Annotated in this window: 21 protein-coding genes; 15 read left to right on the top strand and 6 right to left on the bottom strand. The window is 70.9% G+C overall.

Going from position 1 to position 25,173, the window contains the following annotated elements:
• The first annotated feature begins 33 nt into the window (after nt 1–33).
• The 5 genes from ACXKZF_RS14650 (at nt 34) to ACXKZF_RS14630 (ending at nt 5,745) form a co-directional block, all read left to right on the top strand.
• Complete coding sequence (locus tag ACXKZF_RS14650; RefSeq protein WP_055951691.1) at nt 34–909, top strand: ABC transporter ATP-binding protein; 876 nt, start codon at nt 34–36, stop codon at nt 907–909.
• Entirely contained in the window at nt 906–1,709 is an 804-nt protein-coding gene (locus tag ACXKZF_RS14645) for an ABC transporter permease (RefSeq protein WP_055951688.1), read from the top strand. Before ACXKZF_RS14650 ends, ACXKZF_RS14645 begins: the two co-directional genes overlap by 4 nt.
• A gap of 318 nt (nt 1,710–2,027) precedes the next feature.
• Nucleotides 2,028–3,041, top strand: coding sequence for an aldo/keto reductase family protein (locus tag ACXKZF_RS14640; RefSeq protein ID WP_488984685.1), 1,014 nt, complete (start codon nt 2,028–2,030; stop codon nt 3,039–3,041).
• A 497-nt stretch (nt 3,042–3,538) separates the two neighbouring features.
• Complete coding sequence (locus tag ACXKZF_RS14635) at nt 3,539–5,266, top strand: DUF4407 domain-containing protein (RefSeq protein WP_488984684.1); 1,728 nt, start codon at nt 3,539–3,541, stop codon at nt 5,264–5,266.
• The gene (locus tag ACXKZF_RS14630) at nt 5,266–5,745 is read left to right on the top strand and encodes an NUDIX hydrolase (RefSeq protein ID WP_488984683.1); all 480 of its coding nucleotides are present in this window, start codon (nt 5,266–5,268) and stop codon (nt 5,743–5,745) included. The genes ACXKZF_RS14635 and ACXKZF_RS14630 overlap by 1 nt, the downstream gene beginning before the upstream one ends.
• 439 nt (nt 5,746–6,184) lie before the next feature.
• Here the strand turns inward: ACXKZF_RS14630 and ACXKZF_RS14625 are convergent, their stop codons facing one another.
• Nucleotides 6,185–7,156 carry a zinc-binding dehydrogenase gene (locus ACXKZF_RS14625; RefSeq protein WP_488984682.1) on the bottom strand — a complete coding sequence of 324 codons (972 nt, stop codon included), beginning with the start codon at nt 7,154–7,156 and terminating at the stop codon, nt 6,185–6,187.
• A gap of 178 nt (nt 7,157–7,334) precedes the next feature.
• Here ACXKZF_RS14625 and ACXKZF_RS14620 point away from each other — a divergent pair, with 178 nt between their 5' ends.
• Complete coding sequence (locus ACXKZF_RS14620; RefSeq protein ID WP_488984681.1) at nt 7,335–7,910, top strand: TetR/AcrR family transcriptional regulator; 576 nt, start codon at nt 7,335–7,337, stop codon at nt 7,908–7,910.
• Nucleotides 7,911–7,934: 24 nt separating this feature from the next.
• On the opposite strand, the gene ACXKZF_RS14615 is transcribed toward ACXKZF_RS14620, so the two are convergent.
• Both ACXKZF_RS14615 and ACXKZF_RS14610 read right to left on the bottom strand, forming a co-directional pair.
• A complete protein-coding gene (locus ACXKZF_RS14615) occupies nt 7,935–9,557 on the bottom strand; it encodes an ABC transporter permease (RefSeq protein ID WP_488984680.1) in 1,623 nt (540 codons plus the stop codon).
• Entirely contained in the window at nt 9,554–10,459 is a 906-nt protein-coding gene (locus ACXKZF_RS14610) for an ABC transporter ATP-binding protein (protein ID WP_488984679.1), read from the bottom strand. Before ACXKZF_RS14610 ends, ACXKZF_RS14615 begins: the two co-directional genes overlap by 4 nt.
• A 123-nt stretch (nt 10,460–10,582) precedes the next feature.
• Here ACXKZF_RS14610 and ACXKZF_RS14605 point away from each other — a divergent pair, with 123 nt between their 5' ends.
• The 5 genes from ACXKZF_RS14605 (at nt 10,583) to ACXKZF_RS14585 (ending at nt 16,515) form a co-directional block, all read left to right on the top strand.
• Complete coding sequence (locus tag ACXKZF_RS14605; RefSeq protein WP_488984678.1) at nt 10,583–11,212, top strand: GntR family transcriptional regulator; 630 nt, start codon at nt 10,583–10,585, stop codon at nt 11,210–11,212.
• Nucleotides 11,209–12,735: an MmgE/PrpD family protein gene (locus ACXKZF_RS14600; protein WP_488984677.1), complete on the top strand. Its 1,527-nt coding sequence runs from the start codon at nt 11,209–11,211 to the stop codon at nt 12,733–12,735. The genes ACXKZF_RS14605 and ACXKZF_RS14600 overlap by 4 nt, the downstream gene beginning before the upstream one ends.
• 202 nt (nt 12,736–12,937) lie before the next feature.
• Nucleotides 12,938–13,837: a methylisocitrate lyase gene (prpB, locus tag ACXKZF_RS14595; protein WP_488984676.1), complete on the top strand. Its 900-nt coding sequence runs from the start codon at nt 12,938–12,940 to the stop codon at nt 13,835–13,837.
• A 219-nt stretch (nt 13,838–14,056) separates the two neighbouring features.
• Entirely contained in the window at nt 14,057–15,337 is a 1,281-nt protein-coding gene (locus ACXKZF_RS14590) for a citrate synthase/methylcitrate synthase (RefSeq protein ID WP_488984675.1), read from the top strand.
• Nucleotides 15,337–16,515, top strand: a complete 1,179-nt coding sequence (locus ACXKZF_RS14585) for a thiolase family protein (protein WP_488984674.1) — start codon at nt 15,337–15,339, stop codon at nt 16,513–16,515. The genes ACXKZF_RS14590 and ACXKZF_RS14585 overlap by 1 nt, the downstream gene beginning before the upstream one ends.
• 25 nt (nt 16,516–16,540) lie before the next feature.
• Here the strand turns inward: ACXKZF_RS14585 and ACXKZF_RS14580 are convergent, their stop codons facing one another.
• On the bottom strand, nt 16,541–16,684 hold the full coding sequence (locus ACXKZF_RS14580) for a hypothetical protein (RefSeq protein WP_488984673.1): 144 nt from the start codon (nt 16,682–16,684) through the stop codon (nt 16,541–16,543).
• A 110-nt stretch (nt 16,685–16,794) separates the two neighbouring features.
• On the opposite strand from ACXKZF_RS14580, the gene ACXKZF_RS14575 reads away from it, so the two are divergent.
• Nucleotides 16,795–17,511: a Type 1 glutamine amidotransferase-like domain-containing protein gene (locus tag ACXKZF_RS14575; protein WP_488984672.1), complete on the top strand. Its 717-nt coding sequence runs from the start codon at nt 16,795–16,797 to the stop codon at nt 17,509–17,511.
• 126 nt (nt 17,512–17,637) lie between these two features.
• On the opposite strand, the gene ACXKZF_RS14570 is transcribed toward ACXKZF_RS14575, so the two are convergent.
• Nucleotides 17,638–21,153 carry a choice-of-anchor I family protein gene (locus ACXKZF_RS14570; RefSeq protein ID WP_488984671.1) on the bottom strand — a complete coding sequence of 1,172 codons (3,516 nt, stop codon included), beginning with the start codon at nt 21,151–21,153 and terminating at the stop codon, nt 17,638–17,640.
• 183 nt (nt 21,154–21,336) lie between these two features.
• On the opposite strand from ACXKZF_RS14570, the gene ACXKZF_RS14565 reads away from it, so the two are divergent.
• The 3 genes from ACXKZF_RS14565 (at nt 21,337) to ACXKZF_RS14555 (ending at nt 24,554) form a co-directional block, all read left to right on the top strand.
• Nucleotides 21,337–22,074, top strand: coding sequence for a VIT1/CCC1 transporter family protein (locus ACXKZF_RS14565; protein WP_488984670.1), 738 nt, complete (start codon nt 21,337–21,339; stop codon nt 22,072–22,074).
• 185 nt (nt 22,075–22,259) lie between these two features.
• On the top strand, nt 22,260–23,438 hold the full coding sequence (locus tag ACXKZF_RS14560) for an acyl-CoA dehydrogenase family protein (protein ID WP_488984669.1): 1,179 nt from the start codon (nt 22,260–22,262) through the stop codon (nt 23,436–23,438).
• Nucleotides 23,439–23,765: 327 nt separating this feature from the next.
• On the top strand, nt 23,766–24,554 hold the full coding sequence (locus tag ACXKZF_RS14555; RefSeq protein ID WP_055951643.1) for an enoyl-CoA hydratase-related protein: 789 nt from the start codon (nt 23,766–23,768) through the stop codon (nt 24,552–24,554).
• A gap of 82 nt (nt 24,555–24,636) precedes the next feature.
• On the opposite strand, the gene ACXKZF_RS14550 is transcribed toward ACXKZF_RS14555, so the two are convergent.
• A complete protein-coding gene (locus tag ACXKZF_RS14550) occupies nt 24,637–25,164 on the bottom strand; it encodes a MarR family winged helix-turn-helix transcriptional regulator (RefSeq protein WP_055951641.1) in 528 nt (175 codons plus the stop codon).
• Nucleotides 25,165–25,173: the final 9 nt, after the last annotated feature.

Raw genomic sequence — 25,173 nt, 5'->3', positions numbered from 1 at the left:
CTCCGAATGAGCCCGCCCCGCCAGACTGAGGGCATGAGCGAGAGCGTCGTCGAAGTCGAGAACCTACGCAAGACCTACCGGGGCGGCGTCGAAGCGCTGCGCGGCGTGACATTCGACATCCGTCGTGGCGAGACGTTCGCGCTGCTCGGACCCAACGGCGCGGGTAAGAGCACCGTCATCGAGATCCTCGAGGGGTACCGCGACCGCACCGGAGGTGACGTGAGCGTGCTCGGCGTCGACCCGCACCGCGGCGGTCTCGACTGGAAGGCGCGCCTCGGCATCGTGCTGCAGAACACGGGCGAGGCGCCCACCGCGAGCGTGCGGGAGCTGCTCGCCCACTTCGCTTCGTTCTACCCGCGGCCGCGCGACGTCGACGAGGTGATCGCGTCGGTGGGGCTGACCGAGAAGGCGAAGGTCAGCGTCCGCAAGCTCTCGGGCGGACAGCGCCGCCGCGTCGACGTGGCGCTCGGTATCGTCGGTCGTCCCGAGTTGCTGTTCCTCGACGAGCCCACGACGGGGTTCGACCCCGAAGTGCGGCGGCAGTTCTGGGACCTGATCCGCGATCTGCAGCGCGAGGGCACCACCATCCTGCTCACCACCCACTACCTCGACGAGGCCGCCGAGCTCGCGGAGCGCGCAGCCATCATCGTCGGCGGGCAGATGGCATCCGTCGGTCGTATCGACGAGCTCGGCGGGCCCGACGCGCGGGTGCCGCTCGTGCGGTGGCGCGAGGGTGGAGTGACGCGCGAGGAGCGCACCGACGACCCGGGGGCGTTCGTTTCCGCCCTGTACGCCCGAGGCGGCGAGCCGGAGCGGCTCGAGGTCGTGCGTCCGAGCCTCGAGGACGTGTACCTGTCGTTCCTCGGTGCCGACGAGCGCCGCACTGCCGCCGCGGGCGGTGCCGCGTGAGCCGGGTGCTGCGGCTGGGGGCCGCGCGCGTCGCGTTCGAGGTGCGCGCGTACTTCCGGCAGGGCGACTCGGTCTTCTTCACGTTCCTCTTCCCGGTGATGATCCTGCTGATCTTCGCCGTCGCCTTCGACGCGCAGACCTTCGGTCCGCCCGGCGACGAGGTGGATGCCGCGCAGTTCTACCTCCCCGCCATGCTCGCCGCCGGCGTGCTGCTGTCGGGGCTGCAGAACATGTCGATCGACATCGCGATGGAGCGCAGTGACGGCACGCTCAAGCGCCTCGGCGGAACCCCGCTGAGCCCGGTGTCGTACTTCATCGGCAAGCTCGGCCAGGTGCTGGTGACGGGCTTCCTGCAGTCGGTGCTGCTGATCGTGGTCGCGGCGGTGTTCTTCGGCGTTCCGTTGCCGACCGAGCCGGAACGGTGGCTGACGTTCGCGTGGGTGTTCCTGCTGGGCGTCACCACCTGCGCGATCCTGGGCATCGGGCTGTCGGCGCTGCCGCGCACCGGCCGCAGCGCCACCGGCGTCGTCATCCCCATCGTGCTGCTGCTGCAGTTCATCTCGGGCGTCTACATCAACTTCGCCGCCCTACCGGAGTGGCTGCAGAACGTCGCGAGCGTCTTCCCGCTGAAGTGGCTCGCGCAGGGCTTCCGGTCGGTGTTCCTGCCCGAGAGTTTCGCGGATGCCGAGCCCTCGGGCTCGTGGGACCACCCGCTCATCCTGCTGGTGACCCTGCTCTGGCTGGTGGTCGGGCTCGCTCTGGTGCGGGCGACGTTCCGCTGGATCCGCAAGGACGCCTGACGCGGCGCAACGCATCCGCGCCCAACGCATCCGCGTGCGCGGCGGCCGCACGCGGGCGGCCCCGCACTGTTCTCCACGCATAAACGCTTTCGGCGACGATAAACACGCTCTCCTCGCGTTTTTGCGCACAGATCGCGTTTATGCGTGCGGGGGCGGACGCCGCGACGCTCGCGCGGGGTGAGCGCGAGCGGTTAGCGAGAAACGCGATTCGCCGGCAGAAACGCGTGCTCTCGGCGTTTGTGCACGCGGACAGCGTTTCTCGATGGAGGGAAGGGAAGCCGCGGCCCCGGTGTCGGAGGGGAGCGTTAGCGTGGAGGGATGGTTGGTTATCGCTACCTCGGAAACAGTGGATTCAAGATTTCGGAGATCACCCTCGGCAACTGGGTGACCCACGGGTCGCAGGTCGGTGACGACGCCGCGATCAAGACCGTGCATGCCGCCCTCGATGCGGGCATCACGACGTTCGACACCGCCGACACCTACGCCAACACGGCGGCCGAGACGGTGCTGGGCAAGGCCCTCGAGGGTCAGCGGCGCGAGTCGCTCGAGATCTTCACGAAGGTGTACTTCCCCACCGGCCCCATGGGGCCCAACGACACCGGTCTCAGCCGCAAGCACATCATGGACTCCATCAACGGGTCGCTGAAGCGTCTCGGCACTGACTACGTCGATCTCTACCAGGCACACCGCTTCGACTACGAGACGCCGCTCGAAGAGACGTTCCAGGCGTTCGCCGACGTCGTGCGCCAGGGCAAGGCGCTCTACATCGGCGTGTCCGAGTGGACCGCCGAGCAACTGCGCGAGGGTCACGCGCTCGCGAAGCAGCTCGGCATCCAGCTCATCTCGAACCAGCCGCAGTACTCCATGCTGTGGCGCGTCATCGAGGGCAAGGTCGTGCCGACGAGCGAAGAGCTCGGCATCTCGCAGATCGTCTGGTCGCCCATGGCTCAGGGCGTGCTGAGCGGCAAGTACCTGCCCGGTCAGCCGGTGCCCGAGGGCTCGCGCGCGACCGACGAGAAGAGCGGCGCCACCTTCATCAAGCGGTTCCTGCGCGACGAGACGCTCGAGGCCGTGCAGCGGCTCAAGCCCATCGCCGACGAGGCCGGGCTCGGCATGCCGCAGCTCGCGATCGCGTGGGTGCTGCAGAACCCCAACATCGCTGCGGCGCTCGTCGGTGCCTCGCGTCCCGAGCAGCTCGCCGACACCGTCAAGGCGTCGGGTGTGACCCTCGACGCCGACACCCTCGCCGCGATCGACGCGGCCCTGGGCGACGAGGTCTTCTCCGACGCAGAGAACACGTACGAGGTCTCGCCGAAGCAGCGCCTGGTCTGACGCACGAGCGACAGCGGGTCGGGCGTTCGCGTCCGGCCCGCTTCCGCGTGTGGGGGCGTCTGACGCCGCGCTGCGTGGGCGGTGGCAGTGGGCCGTAGCCGTGGGCCGTGGGCCGTGGGCCGTGGGCCGTGGGCCGTGGCCGTAGCCGTGGGCCGTGGGCCCTAGGCGGTGAGCGGTGAGCGGTGGGCCGCGTGCCGCGTGCCTCGTGCCGCGGCGCCCGGCGCGGCGGATGACGAGACCGCATCGGATCGTCGAGACCGCATTCGATTGCACCCCAACGGATGCGGCCTCGGCGAACGACTGCGGTTTCGACGGCGCCGACGTCCGGCCGGGTCGCGCGCTTGGCGCCGACGTCCGGCTGGGCCGCGCGCCTGGCGCTGACGTCCGGCCGGGCCGCGTGCCTGGAGCTGTCGTCCGGCCGGGCGGCGCCCGCGGCGCTGGGCAGCGCCTCAGGTGCCGCTCAGGAGCGGGCAGGGATGGCGACGTACCCTGTGCGAATGTCCTTTTCCGCTCACCGGCCCGGCCGCTTCGGCTCCGACGGCCGCATCGAGTTCACGACGGACGAGGAACGCGAGCAGTATCTCGATGACATCCTCGCCGCGCAGAACTCCGCCGCGCCGCATTCGGCCGAACCTGCCACCGCCCGGCAGGAGCACGCCTCCGAGCCGTGGGACGCACCGCCCGCCGACGACGAGCCGCGCGATCCGTTCGTCGACGACGAGACCCTCCGCCTCGACCGAGATGCTTCCGAACCGTCTCCCGATGACGAGACCGTCCGCTACGACCGCGATACCGCGGCATCCACTCCCCACGACGAGACCCTCCGCCTCGACCCCCCACCCGCGGCATCCGTGTCCGACGATGAGACCCTCCGCTTCGACCGCGAGTCGGTCGGGGTCGCGCCGGAAGCTCGCGCGCCGCAGCCCGAAGCGGCACCGAGCCCGATGGCATCCGAACCCCGTCAGCCGCGTCTGCGCCGCCACGATCCGCGTCGGCCGCGCCTCTCGCTGATCCGGAGGATGGCCGTTCTCGGCGGCGCGGACAACGACGTGCTCGACGAGGTGCCCGAAGAGGTGCCGCGCTTCGTTCAGATGTTCCTCGTGCTCGGGGGCACGGCCCTCGTCTCGGCGCTGTCGATGATGTTCGCGCTGATGACCGGCGTGCGCGTCAGCATCCTGCTGGCGATCCCGCTCGCCATCGTGTGGGGCCTCATCATCTTCAATCTCGACCGCTTCCTCACCTCGACGATGCGCTCGACCAAGAACGTCTTCCGGCTGCTCGGCCTCGCTCTCCCCCGCGTGATCATGGCCGCGCTCATCGGCATCGTGGTGGCCGAGCCCCTCGTGCTGCAGGTGTTCCAGAACGACATCGTGCGCGAGGTCAACTCCACGAACGTCACCCAGGCTCTGACGGACCAGGATGCCGTGACCAGCGGCCCCGAGAAGCAGGCGCTCGACGCCGCGAGTGCGCAGGTGTCGGCGCTCGAGAATCAGGCCGCCACCGGCGCGGTGACCGGCACCTCCTCGACATCAGCGGAGTCGGCGGCCGCACAGCAGACGGTCGACCAGCTCACCCAGCAGCTGGCGGCGCAGCAGACCGTGATCGACCAAGCGCGGGCGGTGTACCAGTGCGAACTGACCGGCCAGGGCGCCGGGACCGTCCCCGGGTGCACCGGTGTCGCCGGAGACGGCGCGAGCTCCGACGCCGCACAGGCGCAGCTCGCCCAGGCGCAGTCGGCGTACGACTCGCTGTCGACGCAGCTGCAGCAGGCGCAGTCCACGCTCGCGGCCGCCAACACCGCGGGCACCGAGGCTGCGGCATCCTCCGCAGAGTCCAACAAGCAGCAGGCGCAGGATCAGCTTCCCGCCGCCCGGGCCCAGTACGAATCGGCGCTCGCGGCGTACAACGCGCGCGCCGAGTCGGTCGCTGACGGCAACGCGGGGGCGGTCGGCCTGCTGAGCCAGATCACCGCGCTCGAGCGCCTGTCGGACCGTGAGCCGGTGCTGCGCTGGGCGCACTACCTCATCGCGGCGCTGTTCTTCATGATCGAACTGCTGCCGGTGATCGTGAAGGTGCTCACCAGCTTCGGCGGTCCGTCGTTGTACGAGAAGGCCGAGAAGATGCGCGGTCAGATCGCCCTCGACCGGGTATCGGCCCGCACGTACCGCAAGCGCGCCGACATCATCGCCGACGAAGCCAACCGCGTACCGGCGGCGGTGACCTGATGGTCGTCTGGAGCGCGGGACTGCTGCTGTACCGGCTCACGCCCGCGCCCCAGGTGCTCATCGCGCACATGGGCGGGCCGTTCTGGGCGAAGAAGGACGCGGCCGCGTGGTCGATCCCGAAGGGGGAGTTCGACCCCGACACGGAGAGTGCTCTGGATGCCGCCCGGCGCGAGTTCCGGGAGGAGCTCGGAGTCGAACCGCCCACCGTGGAGTGGGCCGAGCTCGGCACGTTCGCGTACTCGAGCGGCAAGAAGGTCGTGGTGTTCGCCGGCGACGGCGCCGGGTTCTCGGCATCCGGGTTCACGTACGGCACCTTCGAGCTGGAGTGGCCGCCCCGTTCCGGCAGGATGGCCTCGTTCCCCGAAGTTGACCGCGCCGAGTGGATGGGTCTGGATGCCACCCGCGAGGCCCTCGTGAAGGGTCAGCGTCCGGCGATCGATGCGCTGGCCACCGCGCTCGAGGCCCTGCCCGGCTCCTGACCCCCTCTTCGTGGGGGAGTCGGTCGAGTGTCCAAGACGTGCCGCGTCCTTGCCCGCCACGCGGCGTGTCTTGGACACTCGACCGTGCTTTCGGGCCGCGACCGTGCCTTCGGGCGCATCCGGAGGCGGCACTGTGCGGAGCGCAGAGGGCCGAGGCTGTTGACTGTCCTCGAAACGCCGCTTCCCGCCCCGCCACGCGGCGTGTCTTGGACACTCGACCGAGGCTTCGGGCCGCGACCGGCGACCGGGCGCGTCCGGAAGCAACGTCGGGCGCCGCGGGACGCGGGCCCCGCGCGGCCGGTGCGAGCTGTTGAGCGTCCGGGACACGCCGCGCGGCTGCCTCGCGGGCGGCGTGTTATGGACACTCGGCGGGGATTCCGGCTGGGGTCGAGGGGCCGCGCCGCGCGCCGCGGGACAGGAGCCCCGCGGCGCGACCCGCTCACGGGCGCAGCAGCACCTTGCCCACGCGGGGCGAGTCGCTCGCGGTGACCGCGTCGACGATGTCGTCGAGGCCGAAGGTGGCGGCGACGGGGAGGGTCACCGTGCCGTCGGCGAGGTATCGCGACAGTTCGCCGAAGAGGGCGCCGCGGGTGTCGGCATCCATCGTCTTGCTGACGACGCTGCCCCAGAAACCCTTCACCGTGGCCTGGCGGAAGATGATATCCCCGGCCGAGAGCTCGAGCTTTCCGGCTCCCATCGAGCCGAAGATCACGAGCGTGCCGTTCTCGCTCAGCAGCGACAGCACCTGACCCGCAGCGGAACCGCCGACCGAGTCGACGCCCGCGACGATCTTCGCGCCGTCTGCGAGCGCGAGGGCCTTGTCACGCCAGTCGTCGGCGTCGGTCGAGACGACGTTGTCGATGCCCTGCTCGGCGAGCTCGGCGACGGCGCTCTGGCGGCGCACGAGACCGATGACGTGGATACCGCGGGCCTCGGCGATCTGCGCGACCATACGGCCGACGGCGCCGTTGGCGGTGTTCTGCACGATCCAGTCGCCGGGATGCAGGTCGAGCGAGTGCAGCAGGCTGATGGCGCTGAAGGGCATCGACACCAGCTGCGAGGCCACCTCGTCGGACAGGCCCTCAGCCACGGGGATCAGGCCCGCGGCCTTGGCGACGACCTGCTCGGCCCACACGCCGAAGGTGCCGCCGGTCGCGACGCGCTGACCGACCTCGAGCGAGACGCCCTCGCCGACGGCGTCGACGACCCCCACGGCCTCGGTGCCGGCGCGCGCGGGCAGTTCGGGCGTGAAGCCGTAGGTGCCGCGGATTGTCCAGAGGTCGTGGTTGTGGATGGGCGAGAGGATGACGCGCAGGCGCACTTCGCCGGGGCCGGGGGTCGGGGTCTCGACCTCTTCGACTCCGAGCACGTCGGCCGGTTCGCCGAACTCGTGGTGGATGACTGCGCGCATGGGTTTCCTCCGGTGGTTATTTTGTAACGACCGGTCTAATATAGACCCCGAGACGGCGAATGCAACCGTGAGGTGCCGGGGTCCGGTGGCTTCGACGGGCTCAGCCACCTCGCGATGCAGGACCCTGAGCGTGTTGAAGGGTCGGGGTGCACGACCAGAGGGACAGACCATGGGCAGGATGCCGAGCTTCGACCGCTCCGTCGTCGTCGACGCCGCTCGCGACGTGTTCTGGCAGCGCGGTTACGCCGAGGCCGGCATCGCCGAACTCGAAGAGGCGACCGGTCTCACGCGTTCGAGCATCTATAACGCCTTCGGCAGCAAACGCGGCCTGTTCGACGCGGTGCTGGCGGCGTACCTCGACGACGTCGTGCGTACGCGCCTGCGCCCGCTCGGCGGGGGAGACCCCGGCGCGCTCGAGGCCTACGTCGACGAGATGCGCACCGCGATCGCCGACGATGCACCGCGCGCACGGCTCGGCTGCCTGCTGCTCAATGCCGGGTCGTCGCCCCTGGCCAGCGACGACGCCGAGGTGCGCGCGCTCGTCTCGGGGTACACCGCGGAGATGCGCGGGGCGATCCGCGCCGCCGTCGCCGACCGCCGACCCGACCTCGCCCCGGATGCCGTCGATGCCCTCGCCGCGGTCTGCGCCTCGCTCGTGGTGGCGGGCCTCACCCTCGCCCGCGCCGATCGCGACGCGTCGCTGGCCACCCTGGCATCCATTGCTTCGACCCTGACGTCGTGGGGACGCCGCTGACCGCTGCGCGTCCGCGGCGGGCGTTCAGCGATCGGCGATGAGCGCGCGCCGACGTACCCCGACCGTCGCGGCAACGATCAGGGCGGCAGCGGCGAGCCCCCACCAGACGGCGCCGCGCAGGTCGACGGTATCGCCGCTGAGGATCGGAACGGATGCCAGCGGCGAGGCGCGCACGACGGCGTCGGGGAGGCCGAGCAGCGGGCCGAAGAGACCGGCGACGGCCGCGAGCCCCACGAGACCCCAGCCCATCGCGATCGACGGTCGCGGCACGACGACCACGGCGAGGGCTGCAACCAGGGTGATCACGAGCGCCGCCAGGGACTGACCCGCGGCGCTGACCGCGGCCGCGCGCAGCAGCGAGGCGTCGCCCCCGTCGGTGGTGGCCACGCCGAGCGCTGCCCCGGCGAAGGCAGCGCCGAGGGTTCCGGCGATCCCCGCGATCGCCACGCACACCGCGGCGCCCAGCCAGCGCACCCGACTGACCCCCGCGGCGCGGACCGGCTCGGCCAGGCCCGCCGCCTCGTCTTGGCGCAGGCGCACAACGGCCTGAACGCCGGCGCACGCGGCGAGGATCCCGGCGAGGGTGAAGAACACCTCGACCGCCCCCTGCGCGAGCGAACCCTGCGCGGCGAGACTCTGCAGCAGAGCCTGCACGGAGGGGATCGAGTCGCCAATCTGCGAGATCACCGCCGACAGTCGCGTCGACAGCAGCCCGACGAGCAGGCCCGCCACGATCCATCCGGTGACGGCGCCTCGGCTCTCGCGCCACGCCAGGCCGACCGGCCCCGAGAGCAGCCGTCCGGCCGTCGCCGGGCCCCGCCGGGCGGGAAGAAGCGAGGCGCCGAGGTCGCGCGAACGATGCAACACCGCCGCGATGCCGACGGCGGCGATCGCGAGGGCACCTGACAGCAGCAGGGGTCGCGGGTCATCGGCGTCGAACGCGCGCACGTTCTCGGCCCACCCGAAGGGCGACGCCCACGCCAGCGGCGCGCTCTGCATGCGCTGCAGGTCGTCGCTCGGCGTGCCGAGGGCGTTTCCCGCGCCGCAGGCGAGGTAGCTCAGCAGCACGGTCCAGACGCCGATGCTGTTCGCCGCGCGCGCGGTGCGCGCGATCTCGGCCGCCACGAGGGCCACGCAGAGGAATGCGACACCCGTCAGGCCCGCCGACGTGCCGAGCAGCGCACTCCCCACCGGCGCGAAGCCGAGGCTGACGAAGGTCAGCGCCACGAGAGCGGCGAGCACGATGTTCGCCAGGATGCCGTGCGCGACGGTCGCCGTGAGGGCGGCGGAGCGCCCAGCCGGAGTGGCGGCGACGAGTTCGGCGCGGCCCGCCTCTTCGTCGCCGCGGGTGTGACGCACGGCGAGAAAGGTGCTCATGAGGGCGGCGAGCAGGGCGAGGAACGGCGCGATGAGGAACGAGGCGAATGCCCCCTCGTCGCTGCCCGACGGCAGGCCGCGGAACAGCAGGATGACGGGATTGGCGATGGCGGTCGCCAGCAGCGCCTCCCGATCGGTCGCCGCGGCGAACTGGCCGCGCACGCCCGTGACGGTGGCAGCGCCGAGGGCGACGGTGCCGAGGATCCAGATGGTCAGCTGCACGGCGTCCCGCCGCAGGCGCACTCGCAGGAGTGGACCGAGGCCGTTCATCGCCGTTCGTCCTCGACGCGCTCGCCGTAGTGGCGGAGGAAGAGTTCCTCGAGCGACGCCGGCTCGATGCGCAGGCCCGTGACGTGGGCGGCTCCGAGATCGGGGAGGACGGATGCCACCTCCGCGGTGTCGACGGTGAACCGTACGCGTCCGTCGCGCCGCTCGATGTCGTACCTGGATGGGAGGGCGAGCTCGGCGCCGGGGTCGGCGAAGGAGATCTGCGTGCGGGTGAGATGGCGGAGATCGTCGAGGGTGCCGGTCTCCACGACCTTTCCGGCGCGGATGATGCTGACCCGGTCGCACACCTGCTCGACCTCGGAGAGGATGTGGCTCGACAGCAGCACGGTGGTGCCGTGCTCGCGTACGCGGTGCAGTTCGCGCTGGAACACGACCTCCATGAGCGGGTCGAGACCGCTGGTGGGCTCATCGAGCACGAGGAGGGCGGCGGGACACGCGAATGCCGCGACCAGCGCGACCTTCTGCCGGTTGCCCTTTGAGTAGGAGCGGCCCTTCTTGCGCGGGTCGAGCTCGAACACGTCGAGCAGGCGCGCGCGTTCGCGCTGGAACGCCGTCGTCCCCCCGTGCCCTCGCAGGCGGGCGAGCAGGTCGATCGCCTCACCGCCGGACAGGTTCGGCCACAGACTCACATCACCCGGTACGTACGCGAGGCGGCGGTGCAGGCGCGGCCCGTCGCGCCAGGGGTCGGCGCCGAGCACCTCCACGGTGCCCGCGTCTGCCCGCGCAAGACCGAGCAGAATGCGCAGGGTCGTGGACTTGCCCGCGCCGTTCGGTCCGAGGAAGCCGTGGACCTCTCCGACGCCGACCTCGAGGTCGAGGTCGTCCAATGCCACTGTGCGGCCGTAGGTCTTCCGCAGGCCCGCGGTGCGGATCGCCCCACTCATGTCGCGGACATTACGCCGCCCGCGCGGCCCCTTCAAGGGGGAGCAATGTATACGGAGAGCGGATGCCTCCCGATTCCCCTGTCACTGAGCAGGCGTAATGTATACACGACGAGGAGGTGCGGGGTGCGAGCAGGAGAACGTGCGTACGCGACCCTCCTCGACGAGATCCAGACGGGCGCTCTGCCCCCGGGAACCGTCCTCGGCGAGGTCGAGCAGGCGACGCGCCTCGGCGTCAGCCGCACACCGCTGCGCGAGGCCCTGCGCCGTTTGGCATCCGATGGTCTCGTCGCCCAGGCCTCGGCGCGGGTGACGGTCGTCGCCGGGATCGACGCCGACGACATCCGTGCGCTGTTCGAGGTGCGCCGGGCTCTCGAGAGCGAGGCGGCGCGATCGGCTGCCCGCCGCGGTGATCGTCGGGTCTTCGTCGCCCTCGCCCGGGAGTTCGCCGCGGTCGATCTCGCGGATGCCGACGCGTACTACGCCCTCATCTCGCGCTTCGACGCGGCGCTCGACACCGCCGTCGACAACGCCTACCTTTCTTCGGCTCTGCGTAGCGTGCGCACCCACCTCGTGCGGGTGCGGCGCATGGCCCGCTTCAACCCCCTTCGCCTCTCGGCATCCGCCGGGGAGCATGAACTGATCGCGCGAGCGATCGGCGCCGGCGACCCCGAACTCGCCGTCCACGCCACCCATGTGCATCTGCACAACGCCCTCACCACCATCCTCGAAGCCCTCACGGAGGACCCCTCATGACGATCACCCACCACGTGCGCGTGCACCGCAGCGACGAGAACCTCGCCCGCGAGGGCCAGCTCGCCTGGGCCCTCGCCCGGGTCGCGGTCGACCCGGTGAGCGTCGACGACGACGTGGTCGACATGATCGTGAATCGCCTCATCGACAACGCCGCCGTCGCCGCGGCATCCCTCACTCGTCAGCCCGTGAGCGCGGCGCGCCAGCAGGCGCTCGATCACGCCGTGTCGATCGGCGGAGCCGGTGCGACCGTATTCGGATGCCTGCTCGAGCGGCGCACGAGCCCCGAGTGGGCGGCCTGGGCGAACGGCGTCGCCGTGCGCGAGCTCGACTACCACGACACCTTCCTCGCGGCCGATTACTCGCACCCGGGCGACAACATCCCGCCCGTGCTCGCGGTCGCCCAGCACACCGGCAAGGACGGCGCCGCCCTCGTGCGGGCCCTCGCCACGGCGTACGAGATCCAGATCGACCTCGTGCGCGCCATCTCGCTGCACAAGCACAAGATCGACCACGTCGCCCACCTCGGCCCCGCGGCGGCGGCGGGCATCGGCACCCTGCTCGACCTCGACCAGGAGACGATCTACCAGGCCATCGGCCAGGCCCTCCACACCACCACCGCCACCCGGCAGTCGCGGAAGGGCGAGATCTCGACGTGGAAGGCCCACGCCCCCGCCTTCGCCGGCAAGATGGCGATCGAGGCCGTCGACCGGGCGATGCGCGGAGAGACCAGCCCCTCGCCCATCTACGAGGGCGAAGACGGCGTCATCGCGTGGATGCTCGACGGTCCCGACGCCTCGTACGACGTGCCGCTGCCCGAGGAGGGCGAGAGCAAGCGCGGCATCCTCGACTCGTACACGAAGGAGCACTCGGCCGAGTACCAGGCGCAGGCGTGGATCGACCTCGCCCGTCGTCTGGGCACGGAGCGCCCCGATCTGCGCGACCCCGCGAACGTGGCATCCATCGTGCTGCACACCAGCCACCACACGCACTACGTGATCGGCTCGGGGGCGAACGACCCGCAGAAGTACGACCCCGCAGCCTCGCGCGAAACGCTCGACCACTCGATTCCGTACATCTTCGCCGTCGCGCTGCAGGACGGCGCGTGGCACCACGTCGACTCCTACGCCCCGGAGCGGGCGGGCCGGGCCGACACCGTCGCCCTGTGGCACAAGGTCACCACGGCCGAGGATGCCGAGTGGACGCGCCGCTACCACTCCGAGGACCCGAACGAGAAGGCCTTCGGCGGCCGCGTCGTGATCACCCTGACCGACGGGTCGACGGTGGAGGACGAGATCGCCGTCGCCGATGCCCACCCGCTGGGCGCCCGTCCGTTCGCCCGCGAGGACTACGTCCGCAAATTCCGCCTGCTGGCCGAGCCGGTGCTGCTGCCCGAGGAGGTCGAGCGCTTCCTCGAGCTCGTGCAGCGACTGCCCGAACTGACCCCCGCCGAGGTCATGCAGCTCTCGATCGTGGCCAAGCCGGGCGTGCTGGCCCTGGCACCCGCGCCGAAGGGGCTGTTCTGATGCGCCGCGTTCTCGAGGGGCGGCGCCGCACGAGGCCGCGCGCAACGGCGGGACTTCACTCCGACACGCCGGTTCAGGATGCCGCGGGGCGGCGTGTCGTGAGAGGCATCCGCCGTTGTGCACGCTCGGGCGGCGGGTGCGCGCCCCAGAAGCCGGAGCCGCCGGTGCGCGCGATCCTCCACAGCCTCGAGGGAGCCCGCTGATGCTGTACGCCCAGACCACCCCCGCCCAGAAGCGCCGCGCGCTGCGCGAGAAGCTGGCATCCGGAGAGCTCGTGCGGATGCCGGGAGCCTTCAACCCCCTGTCGGCCCGGCTCATCGAACGGAAGGGCTTCGACGGCGTCTACATCTCGGGGGCGGTCATCTCGGCTGACCTGGGTCTGCCCGACATCGGACTGACGACCCTCACCGAGGTCGCCGGACGCGGGCAGCAGATCGCGCGCATGACGGAGCTGCCGGCGATCATCGACGCCGACACCGGGTTCGGCGAGCCGATGAACGTCGCCCGCACGATCCAGACGCTCGAAGACGCGGGGCTCGCCGGCACCCACATCGAGGACCAGGTGAATCCGAAACGCTGCGGCCACCTCGACGGCAAGAGCGTCGTGGATGCCGACACCGCGATCAAGCGCATCCGCGCTGCCGTCGATGCCCGGCGCGACCCCGACTTCCTCATCATGGCGCGCACCGACGTGCGGGCCGTCGAAGGTCTGGATGCCGCGATCGACCGCGCGAAGGCCCTGGTCGACGCCGGCGCCGACGCGATCTTCCCCGAGGCGATGCGCGACCTCGGCGAGTTCGAGGCGATGCGCACCGCGCTGGATGTGCCGATCCTGGCGAACATGACCGAGTTCGGGAAGAGCGAGCTGTTCTCCACCGCCCAGCTACAGGACGCCGGGGTGAACCTCGTCATCTGGCCGGTTTCGTTGCTGCGACTCGCGATGGGAGCCGCCGGCCGGGGCCTCGACGCCCTGGCATCCGAGGGTCATCTGCGCGACCAGCTCGGCGAGATGCAGCACCGCGCCGACCTGTACGACCTCATCGACTACGAGGGTTACACGCGCTTCGACGCCGACGTGTTCGACTTCACGGTCGAGCGTTGACGCGGCGGGGCGTCCGGTCGCAGCGGTTCGGCGAACCGTGTCCCGGTTTGCGCAGACCGCGTCCCGATTTCGGCTGTCTGGGGCGGCTCCAGACAGCCAGAATCGGGACATGGCTCGCCTCGCCGGGCACCCTGGCAACCGAAATGGGGACGAGGTTCCCCGCACCGCGCCCGCAGAATCCGGCACCATGGACACCGACCACGACTCGAGGGAGAGACGATGACCGACATCAAGAAGGGCCTCGCCGGCGTCACGGTCGACGAGACCGCCGTCAGCAAGGTGAACCCCGAGACCAACAGCCTGCTGTACCGCGGATACCCCGTGCAGGAGCTCGCCGCCACCCAGCCCTTCGAGGCGGTGGCGTACCTGTTGTGGAACGGGGAGCTTCCGGATGCCGCACAGCTCGCCGCCCTGCGCCAGGTCGAGCGTCAGCACCGGGCGTTGACCGACGACGTCCGCGCCGCGATCGACCTGCTGCCGACGGCGGCCCACCCGATGGACGAGGTGCGCACCGCCGTGAGCGTGATCGGCGCGCGCGAGACGGCCGGCATCGCGAACGTCATGGATGCCGTGGGCACCCCCGAGGAGAACCTGGAGCGCAGCATCCGCCTGTGGGCGGAGCTCCCCGCCGTCGTCGCGTACGGGCAGCGCCGCCGCCGTGGTGAGGAGCTCATCGAGCCCCGCGACGACCTCGATTACGCGGCGAACTTCCTGTGGATGACGTTCGGTGAGGAGATCTGCACGAGCACCGGTGCTGTGGCGGATCCGGACCCTTCGACAGGCTCAGGGTCCTCGGCTGCGGGCTCAGGGGCCTCGGCATCCGGCGGCACCCCCGACCCCGTCGTCGTCGACGCGTTCAACCGCTCGATGACCCTCTACGCCGAGCACTCCTTCAACGCCTCGACCTTTACCGCTCGCGTCATCGCCTCGACGCTCAGCGACCTCTACTCGGCGGTGGTGGGCGCGATCGGCGCCCTCAAGGGCCCGCTGCACGGCGGCGCGAACGAGGCCGTGCTGCACGTGTTCACCGAGATCGGCTCCGCCGAGAACGTCGGCCCGTGGCTCGACACAGCCCTCGCCGAGAAGCGCAAGATCATGGGCTTCGGCCACCGCGTGTACAAGCGCGGCGACTCGCGCGTACCGACGATGAAGGCCGCGCTCGACACCCTCGTCGCCCACTACGACCGCCCCGACGTCGCCGCGCTCTACGACGCCCTCGAGGCGCAGTTCGTCGAGCGCAAGGGCATCTACCCGAACCTCGACTACCCCTCGGGTCCGGCCTACGACCTGATGGGCTTCGACACCCTCACCTTCACGCCGCTCTTCGTCGCGGCGCGGGTGACCGGCTGGACCGCCCACATCAGGGAGCAGCAGGCGTCGAACGCCCTCATCCGTCCGCTGTCGGCCTACGTCGGTCCCGATGAGCGGCACGTCGAGGGATACATCCCGGATGCCGCTGACGTCGAGGCGCAGGACCGACCCGAGGAGGCGGCGGGCTGATGTCGGCGCCGAGGATCGTCATCGTCTCGGGAGCGCGGACGCCCATCGGGTCTTTCGGCGGGGCGCTCTCGAGCGTGGACGCCTATGAGCTCGGCGCCGTCGCCGTCACCGAGGCCCTGCGTCGGGGCGGGGTGGACGCGGGCGACATCGACGAGGTCGTCATGGGCTGCATCGCCCAGAACGGCCCCGACGCCTACAACGCCCGGCGCGTCGCGCTCGCCGCGGGGCTGCCCACCCGCGTCCCCGCCTTCACCGTGAACCGCCTGTGCGGCTCGGGCCTGCAGGCCATCTGGTCGGCCGCCCAGGAGCTGCGCTGGGGTGGCATCGACGTCGCGGTCGCCGGCGGCGACGAGAGCATGTCGCGCACGCCCTTCCTCGATTACGGCGCCCGCGGCAACAGCCGACTCGGCGACCGCACCCTCCTCGACGGGACGCTGGCGATCCTCACCGACCCGTTCAGCGGCCGGCACATGGGCACGACGGCCGAGGTCGTGGCATCCCGATACGGGGTGTCGCGCGAGGAGCAGGACGCGTTCGCCGTCGAGAGCCAGCGGAGGGCGGCGACGGATGCCGCCCGCGCGGCGTTCGCGGAAGAGATCGTGCCCGTGACCACCGGCGGCAAGCGGCCGGTCGAGGTCTCGGTCGACGAGCACCCGCGCCCTGGCACCACTCTCGAGGCGCTGGCGGGGCTGCGCCCGGCGTTCGAGAAGGAGGGTTCGGTCACCGCCGGCAACTCGTCGGGCATCAACGACGGCGCCGCCGCGACCGTGCTGATGCGCGAAGAGGAGGTGCGCGACCGCGGCCTCACCGGTCTCGTGACGCTGGAGGCCGTGACCACCGCCGGCGTCGACCCCGAGATCATGGGCTACGCCCCCGTCCTCGCCCTGCGGCGGTTGTGGGAGCAGACGGGACTCACCCCGGCCGACGTCGACGTGATCGAGCTGAACGAGGCGTTCGCCGCCCAGGCGGTCGCGGTGATCCGCGATGCGGGCCTCGACCCCGCGAAGGTGAACCCGTACGGCGGCGCGATCGCGCTGGGTCACCCGGTCGGCGCGACGGGGGCGATCCTCACGGTGCGCGCGGCGCTCGACCTGCAGCGCCGCGACCTCGAATATGCGGTCGTCACGATGTGCATCGGCGGCGGCCAGGCGCTGGCGGCGTTGCTGCGGCGGTACTGACCCGGGCGCTTTGTCGCGCGAGGGGTCAGAAACTGTCGCCCAGCCGCTGGGGCACCCGCTGCTCATCGAAGCGGTCGAGGCGTTCCAGGTCGCCGCGCAGCACCTCGGCGCGCAGCTCGACGAGCCACTCGATGTCGACGGCGACAGCCGGGCGCAGGCGGTACTCCATCCTTCGGACCGAGTCCGCGTGAGTCGCCGGGGGTGTGTCGCCAGCGGCCCGTCGAAGCGACAAACCATGGCGACTCACGCGCAGGGCGGCAGCCCCGGGATACTGGGCGCATGAGCCTGTTCCTCCTCGGCGGTGGTCGCGACCTCGCGCGCTGCGGTGACCTGTTGCGTCCTTTCGTCGCCGAGGCTCGACATCGCGCCGCCGATCGCGCGCCCGTGATCGCCCTGTTTCTCGTGCTCGAGGCCGACGATGATTCGTCGGTCGCACGCTTCATGGCGATGCTCGAGGCAGCGGGCGCTACGGCGGAGGAGATTCGCGTGGAGTCGATCGTCGAGGGTGAGGTCTACGATGCCGCAGCGCTCGACGCCGACGCGCTGTTCGTCGGCGGGGGCCTCTCCCCGGCGTACCTGAACGCCTTCGGTCATGTCGGGGATGCCGTGATCGACCGAGTCCGCGAGGGGGTCCCGTACGCCGGTTTCTCTGCCGGATCGGCGATCGCGGCGGGACCCGCGCTCGTCGGCGGGTATCGCGTCCGCGGGGTCGAGGTCGTGTCGGAGGACGCGAGCGAAGAGCTCGACGCGATCGAAGTGCGACCGGGTCTCGGACTCCTCGACTTCGCCGTCGACGTGCATGCCGCCCAGTGGGGCACCCTCTCACGTCTCGTCGCAGCGGTCGACGCGGGGCTCGTCGCCGACGGTGTGGCGATCGACGAGAACACGGCCCTCGTGGTCTCGGCGCAGGCGGCCCCGGCCGTGCGGGGCAGCGGTCAGGTCTGGCGCGTCGAGTCCGCGGCATCCGGGGTGAACGTTCAGGTGCTCCGCCCCTGAGGGGCCATAGGCGCGTGAGGGGTCGAGAAGTGTCGCGCGGCGCGCTCCCAGGCGACATCTCCGGACCCCTCGCGCGAACGGCAACGGCCCCCACCCGCGAGGGTGAGGGCCGTCCGCTGTCAGGTGTCAGACGGTGCGACGCTTGCGCAAGGCGAAGGCGAGACCGCCCGCGACCACGAGGAACCCGCCCGCGAGGGCGATGCCCCACGGCAGCTCGGCGCCGGTGACCGCGAGCGTTCCCTTGCCGGCAGCTGCCGCGCTCGGGCTGGCCGACGGCGATGCGGTCGGCGTGCCCGTCGGCGTCGCCGTGGGCGTGGGGGTGACCGTCGGTGCGGGCGTGGCCGTCGGCGTGGGCGTCGGCGTCACCGTGCCCTCGTCGACCGGGCTCGAGCCGAGCGGGTACGCGCGACCGAGCGGCGACGGTGCGACCGTCCCCTTCGCGGTGAAGTAGTCGACGGTCGCCTGCAAATCGATCTGGCCCGAGTCGGCTTTGCCGGTGCCCTGCGCGAAGGTGGTGAAGTTGTCACCGCCGGCGGCGAGGAACGAGTTGGTCACCACGCGATACGACGCCGCCGGGTCGACCGCGGTGCCGTTCAGAGCGATCGACGAGATGCGCGAGCCCGTGGCGGCGTTGGGGTCGTACGCGAAGGTGAAGCCCTTCGAGACGCCCAGCGCGAGCACCGGTCGCGAGGCGCCCGCGGGCTGCCACTGCTGCTCCAGCACGCTCTTCAGCTGAGCTCCGGTGAGCGAGACCGTCACGAGCGTGTTGCCGAAGGGCTGCACGTTCGCGGCCTCGCGGTAGGAGACCGAGCCGTTGTCGGTGCCGTAAAGCAGATCGGCGCGAAGGCCGCCGGGGTTCATGAACGCGATCTGCGCGTCCTCCCCGTTGAACGAGGGGTTCTCGCTCGTGGCCCACAGGTACACGTCGGCGACGGTGTTGCCGAGCGTGGAGTACGAACCGCGGTCCTCGCCGCCCGATGCGTTCTTGGCACGGGTGATGTCGGTCGTGATCTTCCCGACCTCGACCTGGCCCTTCACGTCGGCGGTGGCTTTCGCCTTCGCCACGATCTCGGCCGTCGCCGCCTGCGGGTAGGCGATGTACTGGCCCACCGTGCTGTCGTACAGCGAGCGCACCCCGGGCGTGATCGAGACGAGGTCGCCGGCGGCATCCAGGTCGATGTCGAGCGTGCCGAGGTTGGTCCCGTACTGGCCGGCCTGGATGACCGGGCGGCCGCCGATGGTGCACGCGTACTTCTGGTGCGTGTGCGCCGAGACGATCGCATCCACGTCGCCCGAAACACCCCGGACGAGGTCGCCGTAGTCTCCGGACTCGACCGCGATCTTCGTGCAGTCGGTACCCTCCGAGCCCTCGTGGGCGAGCAGCACGACGATGTCGGCGCCGGCGGCGCGGGCGTTCTTCGCCTCGCGGTTGGCCGCTTCGACCTGGTCGCCGAACTCGATCTCGGTGATCTTCGACGGGTCGACCATGCCGGCCGTCTGACGCGTGACCGTGCCGACGAAGGCGACCTTCGTGCCGTTGACGTCCTTGATCGTGTAGGGCTTGAGGGCGGGAGTCTTGGTGCCCTTCTCGTACACGTTCGCTCCGAGGGCGAAGTCGCTGGATGCGTCCGCCTTCGGGTCGCCCTCGTACCGGGGGATGACTCGTTCGGTGAGGTCGGCGAAGCCGCGGTCGAACTCGTGGTTGCCCACGGCGCTGACGTCGAGGGTCGCGGCGCGCAGAGCGTCGATGGTGGGGTTGTCCTCGTCGATGAACGACTCGAACGCGCTGGCGCCGATGTTGTCGCCGGCCGAGACGAAGAGCGTGTCCGGGTTCTGCTGGCGGTACTTCTCCACCGCTCCCGCGACCACTGCTGCTCCCGCGACGCCGCCGGTCTCCTGCAGCAGACGGCCGTGGAAGTCGTTGACGGTGAGGATCTGCAGATCGGGCGTCTTCGGCTGCGTCGGGCGCACCTCGAAGACCGTGGTGGTGCCCGAAACCTCGTTGCCCGTGATCAGCAGCGGCACGCCGGTGGGCGAGCGCAGTGATGAGACGAACGTGATGCCCTCGGGTCCGAGGTCACCCGCCGCGGCGGTCTTCACATCGGCTGACGCGTCGCGGTTGTTCACGTACGTGACGTAGGCGGGCTTCTTCGGGTCGGTGATGTCGTAGACCATCACACCGCCCGCGCGCTCGAGGCCGATGAAGGCGTAGGGACGCCCGTCGACCACGCCGACGGTGACGTTCTCGGGCTCCGGGCCCTTGTCGTCACTGCGGTCGTCGACGGTGTTGTTGTCGTTCGAGACGTTGAACAGCTGAGGAGCGACCTCTTTCAGCTTCTGCTCGAACTGGTCGCCCGAGTCGAAGACGAGGGTGCCCTTGGTGTCCCAGATCGAGAACGAGCGAGCGCCATAGGCGTAGAGCTCGCTGTAGCATCCGTCGGCGGTGAGGCCGAGGTCGGTGACGACCTTGAGACGGCCGAGGTCGGTGTCGGCGGCGCGTCCCGCGAGCGGAGAGGTCGCGCAGACGGGCGCGAGCCCGTCGGCGCCGAGGTCCTTCACTCGGGCCTCGTCGATGAAGGAGCCCCATTCGCGTCCGTCGCCCTCGTTGGCGGTGACGAGGTAGGTGGCGGCCTTACCGTCGACGCTCGCCGAATACGAGGCGACGCCGTCGGGCATGTACAGGCCCTTCAGGCCCGGCACCGTGCGGATGTTCGCGCCGTCCTTGTCGCTGGGGTCGAGTCCGACGGCGCCCCAGTCCTTATAGCCCAGAGGCAGGATGCCGGTCACTTCCGCCTTGGTGAGGTCCACCGTCGCGAGGGCGTTCGCCTCCTGCAGGGTGACGTAGGCCACGGTGCCGTCGACCGTGATGTACTCCGGCTCGAGGTTGCGCGAGACGCGGTTGCTCGACTGGGTGGTCGGGTCTTGACCTGGGGCTGCGACGTCGGGCCCGAAGATGCGGACCTTCGCGTCGAGGGTCTTGGTGCCGCCCGGTTCGAAGGCGCCGAAGCCGGCGGTCTTCACCGCGCTCTGTGCGGGCGCCACGACGCTCGTGCTCAGGGCGACCACGCTCACCGAACCCTCGGGGTCGACCGCGAAGTCGTCGGCCGGTTCGCCTTCGTTGGCGACGACGGCGTAGGCGCCGTCCTTCGAGAACGTCACCATGTCGGGAAGGGCGCCCACGGTGATCTCGCCGAGGGTGGCGCTCGTGGCATCCGTCTTGCCGGCGTCGAAGAACACCAGGTGACCGGGGTCGGTCTTGGTCTGCGCCTCGAAGGCGACGACGCCGAGACCGTCGTCGCGCACGGCGACGGAGTTGGCGACACCGGTCGAGGAGATGTCGAAGAGCTCGACGGGCTTCGCGGGGTCGCTGTTGTCGAGAACCGAGACGGTGCCCGCTTCGGCGTTGACGACGAACAGGCGGTCGCGCCAGGCCTGCACGATCTCGGCGGCCGACTTCTTGTAGACGCCGGTGTCGTACGAGCCCACGGGGGTGACGGTGAGGGCCGCACCCGGAGCGCTGTTCGAGACGGGTTGGGGCACGATCGCGGCGGATGCCGCCGTGGCGCTCGACAGGGCGAGCGCGCACACCGCCGCGGTCGTCGCGGTGAGCGCGGCGGCGCGGCGAAGGAGGGTCGAAGGCATGGCTGTGTCCTCGGATTCGGGTGGGGGATGCGATGCGCGCGGTCGGCGCGATCTTGTGGATCTTGCCTGGATGGGGTGACGCCCGGGTGAACGGAGGGGGAACGGGGCGCCCGCTCGCTCCTTGTCGCCGCGGTGGGAGAATGCGGCCGCCCCGGACGCCCATGGCGGTCGTACGCTCGTCGCATGATCCAGGATGCCGCCGGCGGTCCGCCGCCCGGAGCCCACCCCGAGGAGCCCCACCGCCAGGGCCTCTCGCAGCGCCTCAACGGGCTCCGCGCCGGCGTGCTCGGCGCGAACGACGGCATCGTGTCGACCGCGGCGGTCGTGGTGGGCGTCGCGGGAGCGACGACCGCGACCGGACCGGTGCTCGTGGCCGGCCTCGCCGCCCTGGTGGGAGGTGCGATCTCGATGGCGCTGGGGGAGTACATCTCGGTGTCCAGTCAGCGCGACAGTGAGCACGCGCTCATCCAGAAGGAGCGCCGCGAACTCGCGGATGACCCGGATGCCGAGTTCGCCGAGCTCGTGGGCCTGTACGAGGCACAGGGGCTCTCGCACGACACCGCGACGCGCGTGGCGACCGAACTCACGGCATCCGATGCCCTCAAAGCCCACCTCTCGGTCGAGCTGAACCTCGACGCCGAAGACGTGGTGAGTCCGTGGACGGCGGCGCTGGCCTCGGCCGTGGCGTTCACCGTCGGAGCCGTCCTGCCGTTGCTCACGATCCTGCTCGCGCCCGTCGAGGTGCGCGTGGCCCTCACCTTCGTGGCGGTGCTGATCGCCCTCGCGGTCACCGGCTACCTCGCCGCGTGGATCGGCGGCGCACGGCGCGACCGGGCGATCGTGCGGACCGTGATCGGCGGCGCGCTGGCCCTCGGCGCGACGTACCTCGTGGGGACGTTGTTCGGCGTGGCATCCGCGTAGGTCCTTCGGGCACGCGAGAAACGCTCTCGCGCGGAAGACACGCCTCGTCACCGCGTTTCTCGCGCGGCGGAGCGTTTCTCGAGCGTGCGTCGACAGCCGTTTGCTCGCGTCCCCTACCAATTACTAGGACGTCCAGCTAATCTGGGAGATGCGACGACGTCGTCGCCCTCACGAAGGAGAGCCGCATGGACGCCACCCCTGCCCCCGCGCTCGACGCCCCGGCCGCCGGAACCCTCTCGGCCGACGAACGCGCCGCCATCCTCGATGCCGTCCGCGATTTCGCCGCGACCGAGCTCGCTCCGCACACCCTCGAATGGGATGTCGAGAAGCACTTCCCCCGCGACGTCCTCCGCCGCGCGGGTGACCTGGGTCTCGGCGGCGTCTACGTCAACGACGACGTGGGCGGCGCCGGGCTGACACGGGCCGACGCGGTCGCGATCTTCGAGGAGCTCGCCTACGGCGACCCCACCGTGACGGCCTACATCACGATCCACAACATGGTGGCCTGGATGATCGACGCCTACGGCACCGGCGCCCAGCGCGAGCGCTGGCTCCCCGGTCTCGTCGCGATGGAGGATCTCGGCGCCTACTGCCTGACCGAACCGGGCGCGGGGTCGGATGCCGCGGCCATCACGACCTCCGCGATCCGTCACGGCGACACGTACGTGCTCACCGGCGTCAAGCAGTTCATCTCGGGTGCCGGCGAGGCATCCGTCTACGTGGTCATGGCCCGCACGGGTGAACCGGGGGCTCGCGGGATCAGCGCGTTCCTCGTGCCCGCCGATGCCGGGGGACTGTCGTTCGGGCCGAACGAGAAGAAGATGGGCTGGAACGCGCAGCCCACGCGCGCCGTCGTGCTCGACGAGGTGTCCGTGCCGGCCGGGAATCTCCTCGGCGGTGAGGGCCGCGGCTTCTCGATCGCCATGACCGCGCTGAACGGCGGACGTCTCAACATCGCGACCTGCTCCCTGGGCGGGGCGCGCTGGGCGCTCGACCGCGCGGTCGCGTACGTGCACGAGCGCTTCACGTTCGGCGAGCCCCTGGCCGAGAAGCAGTCGGTGGTGTTCGCCGTGGCCGACATGGCCACCGAGCTCGAGGCTGCGCGGCTCCTCGTGCGCGACGCGGCCCTCGCTCTCGACGCCGGGGCCCCCGACACCGCTACCCGCTGCGCCATGGCGAAGCGCTTCGCGACCGACGTCGGCTTCCGCGTCGCCAACGAGTCACTGCAGTTGCACGGCGGCTACGGGTATCTGCAGGACTACGGCATCGAGAAGGTGGTCCGCGACCTGCGTGTGCATCAGATCCTCGAGGGCACGAACGAGATCATGCGGCTGATCGTCGGCCGCAGCGTTCTCGCCGCGTGAGCGTGCGGGTCGGCGGGGTTTCGGTGCCGGAGCGTTCGACGGGGTTTCGGTGCCGGGCGGCTTCCGCAAGGTTTGGGGCGGGATTCGGCGGGGTACGGGCGGCTTCCGCGAGTTTTGGGGCGGGATTCGCCGTTCGGGGCGGCGCTATCGCGCCCCGAGGTGCCGAACGCGCCCCCAAGGCCGTCCGAGTTCGCGAGCCGGCGCCCCGAACGCATCCGGGGCGCTGTCGGGTCGGCGGGAACCCCCTCGATCGATGTCGGGGGTGCGTGCAAGCATTCGGGGGCGGCACTGTCCGCATCGCCCGAGACTGAGACGACGGGAGTCACCATGACGGAGCACGATGCCGAGCACCAGACCATCCGCGTCGAGCAGCGCGGACGGGTCGGGTGGATCACGCTCGACCGCCCCGAGGCGCTGAACGCCCTCAACACCCAGACGATGAGCGAGGTGGTCGCGGCCGCTGAGGCCTTCGACGCCGACACCGGTGTCGGAGCGATCGTCGTCACCGGCAGTGAGAAGGCGTTCGCCGCCGGCGCCGACATCAAAGAGATGGAGCAGAAGTCGGGTCTCGACATGACGCTCACCGACCACTTCGGCGCCTGGGCGCGTTTCGCCGCCGTGCGCACGCCCGTGATCGCCGCGGTGTCGGGGTACGCGTTGGGCGGTGGGTGCGAGCTCGCGCTCATGTGCGACGTGATCCTGGCGTCCGACCGCGCGAAGTTCGGTCAGCCCGAGGTGCAGCTGGGCGTCATCCCCGGCATGGGCGGCACCCAGCGGCTCGTGCGCGCCCTCGGGTACTACAAGGCCGCCGAACTCGTGCTCACCGGCCGCATGATCGACGCGGCCGAAGCCGAGCGCGCGGGGTTGGTGTCGCGCGTCGTACCGGCCGCCGAGCTGCTCGCCGAGGCCGATGCCGTCGCTCGCACGATCGCCGAGAAGCCCCTGCCCGCGCTGTACGCGGCGAAGGCGGCGCTCGACGTGGCCCTGGAGTCGACGCTCGCCGAGGGCGTGCGCTTCGAACGGCAGGCGTTCGCCGGCCTCTTCGACACCGCCGACCAGAAAGAGGGGATGGCGGCGTTCCGCGAGAAGCGCCCGCCCTCCTTCACGCACCGATGAACGGCTCGGCGCGGCGTGACCCGGTGGCGGACGTTCGTACCCGTCGAGGGAAGCCGTCGTGCGGCGTGGGGGGTCTGCGGCGTCAGAGCGGGTCGGGCACGGGCGCCGGGTCGGCGAAGTCGCCGGCACCCTTGCGGAAGCGCGCGATGATGCGCACGAGCGCGGTCGCGTCGTCGTCGTCGAGACCCAGATCGGCGAACACCGCGTTCAACGCCTCGGTCGCCTCGTCCACCCGGCGGCGACCGGCGGCGCTCAACACGAGCAGGGCCGCACGACCGTCGGTGGGATGCGGTTCGCGCGAGATCAGCCCGTCGCGGGTCAGGCGCTCGACGGTGTTCGTGACGCTGGTGGGATGCACCTGCAACCGCGTGATGGCGCTGGCCATCGGCATCCGTCCCTCGCGGGTGAAGGCGAGCAGCCGGAGCATCTCGAAGCGTGAGAACGACAGGTCGCACGGTCTGAGCGCACGGTCGATGGATGCCATGAGCAACTGGTGGGCCCGGATCACCGAGGTCACGACCGTCATGCCGTCGGCGGCGTCGTCCCACCCGTGCGCCAGCCACTGGCGCTTCGCCTCGGCGATCGGGTCGACCGGCAGTCGTCGCGTCATCGGTCCTCC

The organism is Microbacterium sp. ABR10 (genome assembly GCF_057812175.1).
The sequence above is the reverse complement of the archived record's forward strand: the minus strand, read 5'-3'. Positions and strand labels throughout refer to the sequence as shown.